This window comes from Roseomonas aerilata DSM 19363, from assembly GCF_000711725.1.
Lineage (GTDB): Bacteria > Pseudomonadota > Alphaproteobacteria > Acetobacterales > Acetobacteraceae > Roseomonas > Roseomonas aerilata.
In genome coordinates this window covers 23156-29371 of record NZ_JONP01000040.1, presented here as the reverse complement: position 1 = coordinate 29371, position 6216 = coordinate 23156, and the positions used below count along the sequence as shown (strand labels likewise).

Annotated in this window: 2 protein-coding genes and 2 pseudogenes; all 4 read right to left on the bottom strand. The window is 71.9% G+C overall.

What is annotated here, in order from left to right; all coding sequences use genetic code 11:
• Positions 1-252: pseudogene (locus BO39_RS24900) on the bottom strand (hypothetical protein); the annotation flags it as partial.
• A gap of 36 nt (positions 253-288) precedes the next feature.
• Positions 289-607: pseudogene (locus tag BO39_RS34600) on the bottom strand (transposase); the annotation flags it as partial.
• A gap of 245 nt (positions 608-852) precedes the next feature.
• Complete coding sequence (locus tag BO39_RS24895; protein WP_043838764.1) at positions 853-1542, bottom strand: MarC family protein; 690 nt, start codon at positions 1540-1542, stop codon at positions 853-855.
• A gap of 900 nt (positions 1543-2442) precedes the next feature.
• Entirely contained in the window at positions 2443-6216 is a 3774-nt protein-coding gene (locus BO39_RS24890) for a cellulose synthase subunit BcsC-related outer membrane protein (protein ID WP_043838761.1), read from the bottom strand.

Genomic DNA, 6216 nt, shown 5'->3' with positions numbered 1-6216 from the left:
CTCGACCAAGGTGATCCCCTTCCGGCTGGCCGTCAGCTCCCGCAGGAACGCCTCCTGCCCAGCCAGCAGCGGCTTGCGGTAGCCGCCGATCTTGGCAGGAGCCGTGCTGCCGGTCTGGCGCACCCGCCGGACCAGCTTGATCGCCGCCGAGGCACTGACCGCGAACCGAGCCGCCGCCTCGCGTGCCGAGGCGCCCTCCTCGACGGCCCGGACCAGGCGCTTGCGCAAGTCCTGCGACAGGGGTGCCGTCATCACCAGCCTCGCTGCTTCATCAGCAGCGTCGAATCAGAACCCGCGAGTCCATGCAAGCCTGAAGTGCTCTAGCAGTCCGCTCGTGGGGCTCGCCTCTCGCCATGCCGCTTCGCAGTCCAGCATCAGAGCCACGTCGTGGTTGGTCCGGGACAGCAGGCGGCGGACAAAGCGCCGGAACTACCAGTACACCGTCCGCCATGGCCCGAAGTAAACCGGCAGCATTCGCCAGCCTCCGGCGCTCCGGGCCAAGTAGCGGCTCGATCCGTGCCCACTCCTCATTCGTCAGGTCAGACGGGTTGCGCTTGGTCTTGCTGGCAAGCTCGGCCATCCGCTTACAGGTCTCTCGGGTCCACATCCCCAGCCTCCTCAAAATAGCTGCCGGACCACATAACCGGCGGACTGCTTCTACGGGGGCACGTCACTGTCGGTTCGCCACCGTCTTGGCAACCGAGGCATGAGCGACGTCGGTCGCCAGAAGCACCGGCCTTCATTGAGGCGCCGCTTGCCGGGCGCCCTCGTCACGATCCGTGTGGACCATCACGACCGCCGCTGCGGGCAGCCGGTGGGCCCGTCGGTCCCTCGGGCTGCGTGGGCCATCGATCAGGGAGCCACTCCTTCCCTGAACAGCGGCCCAAGGAGGTCGATCACGCCGTTGCTGAGGATCTGCACGCCAACGCAGAGGAGCAGGAAGGCCGCCAGCCGCGTGACCGCGCGCGCGCCGGTCCGGCCCATGAGGGCGATCAGTCGGTCCGCCGCGCCGTAGGCGATCCAGACGGTCAGGGAGACGAGGGCGGCCGCGAGTGCCAGGCCGACGAAGAAGGCGCCGGTGCCGAGCCCGCTGGCCGGCCGGGTGGAAGCGAGGGCGATCGCGACGGAAATGGTACCGGGTCCCGTTGTGAAGGGCATGGTGAGGGGAAAGAAGGCCGCGTCCTCGAGGTCGCTCGCGGGGGCCGCCTGCTCCTCCTTGCGCGCTTCGTGAACCTCGGGGGCGGTCAGGAGGACCCAGGCCCGGCTCGCCACAACGAGGCCACCGGCCACGCGCAGCGCGCCGAGGGTAATCCCGAAGAAGTTCAGCACGTAGCCGCCCACCCCCAGCGAGACGAGCAGCACGATCAGCGAGTAGACGCCCACCCGGCGCGCCAGCAGGGCTCGTTCCTCATGCGTGCGGTCCGCCAGAACCTGGCTGAAGATCAGCGCCCCGCCGATCGGGTTCACGATGGAGAAGAGCGCGGGAAAGCCCAGCAGGAAGGCCCCCAAAGCACCGCCAAGCGGAAGATGGCTCGCGTCCACGGCACGTTCCTTGTGTGGCCCCGGCCAACTTGCTGTACTGGTTCAGCTTGTCGGAAGGGAGGAGGGGCGCAGCCAGGGTTTCCCATCTCTCAGAACACGACAGAAGCCACCCGAAGGCAACGGTGCGGCTGCGGGCGGTCGGCTGCGAAATCCAACGTTCAATGATGCGACGGCCGCGGCCCACATCGGGAAACCTGCAGCCCACGACACATGGACGCCTTCCGGTGGTGCTACCACCTGCGCTATGCGCAGCGACTACTTCCGCCTGTGCTACCTTTCCGTGCACGGTGGCCTTTGCGTCGATGCCGACGACGAGATGACGGTGGGGGACTGGCCCATCCTCTACGGCAACGACAACCCGAAAGCCGTAGCCCCTGTTCTTCGACCTTCCCAGCCAATCCATGGTGGCTGCGGCGGGCTTCTGGCAATTCCACGAGCCCAGGCCCGATCGTCTCTGCTACCTGAACAATAACCCCATCGTCGCACCCGCCGGAGTCTCCGTGCCGAGACGGGCACTCGAGCGCGACCAGCACACGTCTCAACGACACCGGCTCTGTCGAGATCCAGTCCACGACCCGGGCGGGCGACCTGACGATGGCGCTTGTGGAGCACGCTCATGAGCAGGCGGTGGCCCGGCTCCCACCGGACTCTGAGACGATCCGCCACTGGGATCGTGTCGGGCAGACCCTATGGGGGCTCTCCTACCGGGAAGACGGCTGCAACTGGCGCAAGATGGAAGGCGGTGAATAACCGACGGATCAACCCGCTCGCCGAAGGGGCCTCAGGAAGCTGAATGTGCCGCCCAGGGGGTGAGCGGGCAGAGCGCAGACCCGTGCCGTGTCGACGCCCAACCGTGCGCCGGCGCGCCTTTGGCAAGGCGCGCCTCAGACGAGGCGGCTGTCAGAAGCGGTTCTGCAGCCGCATAAGCACCCGCGTTTCATCGAAGTTGGCTGCCTTGTCGTACCGGACGGCGCCGCCGAGCGTCAGGGTGGGGTTGATCGCCCAATCCACCTCCGCGCGTACCCCGCCGACGAAGCCGCTCTGCGACTGCCCCTGGTAAAAGGCGCTGACGGGAGCGGGGCTGCCAGCTGTGGAGGCGGCCAGCGCTTCGGCCTGGCTCTGCAGGCCCGGGTTGTTGGGGAAGAACGGCGCCCGGTCCTCGCGGTAGGAGGCGTAGCCGGCGGTGGCGCCGATCCGGTAGCTGACGTCACCCGCGCGGCCCCGGTAATCAACGGGGATGTTCAGCGCGGTGTACTGCTGCGGGCTGAAGTAGCCGCCATGGCCGAGGGTGAAGTAACGCAGGTTCCGGTCGTAGCCGAAGTAGACAAGATCCACTCCGGAGGTCAGCTCGCCGCTTGCGGTCTTGGTGATGGGCAAGGAGACGCCCGCGCCGGCTTCGATGCGGGTGTTGCTGGCGACGTTGTCGCCCTCGAAGGTGGAGTAGCCGCCGCCAGCATAGGCGTAGCCGGCGCCGAGCGGCACCTCGATCTGGCCGCGGCCGGTGGTGCGCATCACCGGCCCCATGTTGGCGCCGGTGCGGTCGTCCACCGCGCCCGCCCAGGAGAGGAGGCTGTCCGTCACCGCACGCCGCTCGCCAGCCACGCGGACACGCAGGCGATCCGTCAGGGCGGGCGACAGTTCGAGGCCACCGACGATGTTGCTGTTGCGGAAACCCAGCGGGGTGCTGCCAATGTCGAGCTTCAGCCAGTCTGCCCGCACGTAGTTGACGGCGAGCGCGACGCCGGTGGCGCCGGTATCGCGCCGCTGGGCGATGTCGGCGGCGCTGCTGGCCAGGGTGGTGTTCAGCGCATTGGTGCCGAAGCGGCGCAGCGCCTGCACGTCGGCGGCGGGCGAGCCGGACTCGATAACGACGGGCTGGACCGATCCCGTCAGGCGGCCGCCGAGCGTGCCCGGCGAGATCTCCGCCTGGAAGGTGGCGCCGAGCTCCTGCAACCGGTCGAGCCCCGGATCGCCGGAGCGGAGACGACCGGCGACGGCGCCGGAGAGAAGGGTGCCGGCCTCGTTCCGCAGCGCATCCGCTTCGGCCTGGATGCCGCGCAGGACGGGATCGGCGGGCTGGGCCGCGGTGAAGCTGGTACCGCTGCTCGAGGCGGTGCGCAGGAAGGGGTTTGACAGCCCTCCCAGCGGAATGGCTCCCGGCGCCGCAACGGCGCTGGCGCGCGCGGTGCCACCGAGTTCCGCGCTGCGAAGGCTGCCCGCCATCTCGAGCGCACGGCGGGCGCGGCCTTCATCACCAGCGGCACGGGCGACACGGGCCTCCAGCAGCGCAACGCGTGAGTCGCGCGGGCTGCTGACCTGGGCCGCGGCAAGCAGCCCCTCGGCGCGCGGGCGGTCACCAAGGGCCAGGGCCGCCTCTATGGCGCTACGGCGGGCATCGAGGTTGCGCGGATCGCGCGCCAGCACGGCCTCGGCCACGCGCAGCGCCTCCTCCGGACGACGGGCGCCGAGATAGAGGCGGGAGAGGGCGAGGCGGGCATCGCCGTTGTTCGGATCGTCGGCAAGAACCGGGCGCAGGCGTTCGAACGCATCGGCCTGGGCTCCCGTCTCGTTCAGCCGGTCGGCGGCACGCACGGCGACGCCGGCTCGAAGCTGGGCGAGGTCGCGCCGCTGCTCCGCGGTGGCGCCCGCCGCCTCGGCCTCGGCGGCGAGGGCCGTGGCCTCGGCGTCGAGCCCGGCACCGAGAAGAGCGCCCGCGATGGCGATGCGCGCGGTCGCACCGCTGGAGGCGCGGTTGGCGACGGCGACGCGGGCGGCCTCGGCGGCGCCGACACGATCATTCGCCTCGCCGAAGGCCCGGATCACCGCAACGGCGGTGCTGCCGGTGGGATCCGGGCGAGCGGCAAGGGCGAGCAGGCGGGAGCGGCCCTCGACCGGGCTCAGCGGCAGCAGGGCGGCGGCGGACTGCACATCGCGCTGGCCGCGGATGCGGGCGGCCAGGCGCGACATGTCCGGGCTGCGGCGACTGGGCGCGATCCGGGACAGGAGGGCATCGGCGTCGGCAGCGCGGTTGTCCTCCTCGGCGAAGAGGGCGGCGGCATAGGCGGCGTCAGGACTTGCCGAGCGGGCGGCGAGCTCCTCCACCGTGCTGCGCGCCTCGGCGCCCCGGCCCTGGCGGCGGAGCGCGCGAGCGAGGTCGAGGCGGGCCCAAGGATCCTCGGGTGCCGCGGCGACGGCGTTGCGAAGGATGGCGGCGGCCGCGGCAGGATCGGCCACGCGGGCTGCCTCGGTACGATAGGAATTCGCCTCCGGGTTCACCGTTCCCGTGGTGGGGCGCGCGGCCGGGGCGGGCGCTGCCAGGGCGAAGGCAGGCGGGCGGCCTTGGGCACGCAGTGCCGCGTTCAGCCCCTGTTGTGCCGCGCCGAAGCCCGGGCGGCGGCTAAGGGCAGCGCGGAAGCGGGCCTCGGCCCCGGCGGCGTCGTTGCGGCGCAGGGCCAGCTCACCCAACACCACCTCGGCGTCGGACCGATCATCCACCTCGCGCATCGCGGCGCGGCGGGCGACCGTGTCGGCGCCCTCAAGGTCGTTGCGGCGGAGGCGTGCCTGCGCCTCCGCAAGGTCGGTGGAGTAGGAGGCGGCGTCCAACGCCCGCTGCCACTGCTGCGCGCGGGAGGGATCGGCGGCGACGGCGCGTTCCAGGAGGCGCCGGGCCTCCGGCTGATTGCCCTGGCGCAGGCGCACGACCCCGAGGCCGCCCAGCGCGTCCGCGTCGTTAGGGTTGGCGGCGAGGATGGCTTCGAACGCGCGGGCGGCTTCGGCGGGCGTGCCGGAATCAAGGCGCGCGAAGGCGGCCTGGCGGGCTGGGGCGTTCGGGTCGGAGGGGACCGGAGGCGGCGCGGCGCGCAGCGCCTCCAGCCGGCGGCGGAGTTCCGCATCGTCCTGGAAGCGCTGGAGATAGGCCTCGATGCCCGGCACCGCCGCGGGATTGTTGCCGAAGAAGCCGAGGGCGGCACGCCAGGATTGACGGGCTTCCTGCGCGACCTCCGGGCGGTCGGCCAACTCGGACAGCCGGCGGATGCCCTCGGCGCGGGTGGAGGCGGCGTAGGTCAGGCTCTGGGCATAGGCCAGCTGCGCGCGGTCAGTGGCGCCGGGGCGGGCAGCGAGGGCCGCGAGCCCGCGCTGGCCTTCGGCGCGGCCGGCCTCGGTGCCGGCGAGGGTTTGGTAGTACTCCTGGGCGAAGGCGTCCGTCGGTCCGCCGGCGCCGAAGGCCTGACGGTAGCGCTGTGCGGCGGCATCGGCCCGCCCCTCACGCGCCAAGCGCTGCGCCTCCCCGATCGCGGTACGGTCGATGGCCGCGCTGCGTACGGCGGTCTCGGCCTGGGAACGCTGCTCGGGCGTGGCACCGGCCGCCCGGAGGCGGGCCAGGAAGGCGTTGGCGGCCTCGCGGTTCCCGCGCGCCACCTCCAGCCTTGCTGCCACCGAGAGGACGGAGGGACTGTCCGGGGCCGCGGCCAGCGCGCGCTCCACCGCGGGGCCGGCGAGGTCCACCCGTTCCTGGGCGAGCCAGCGCTCGGCCTGGCGGACCAGCACCTCCACCGCCCCCGGGGGGGTGGCGGAAAGCTGGGCAGCCGCCAGGCCCGGCAAGGTGGCGAGAAGGGTGACGCCCAGACCGGCGTTCAGGGCAGCCCGCAGCGACCCTCGGCGGATTCCGCTCAT

Bases quoted from the DNA above. Each gene is read 5' to 3' on its own strand.
- BO39_RS24890 (WP_043838761.1), bottom strand. From the start codon at position 6,216: ATGAGCGGAATCCGCCGAGGGTCGCTGCGGGCTGCCCTGAACGCCGGT.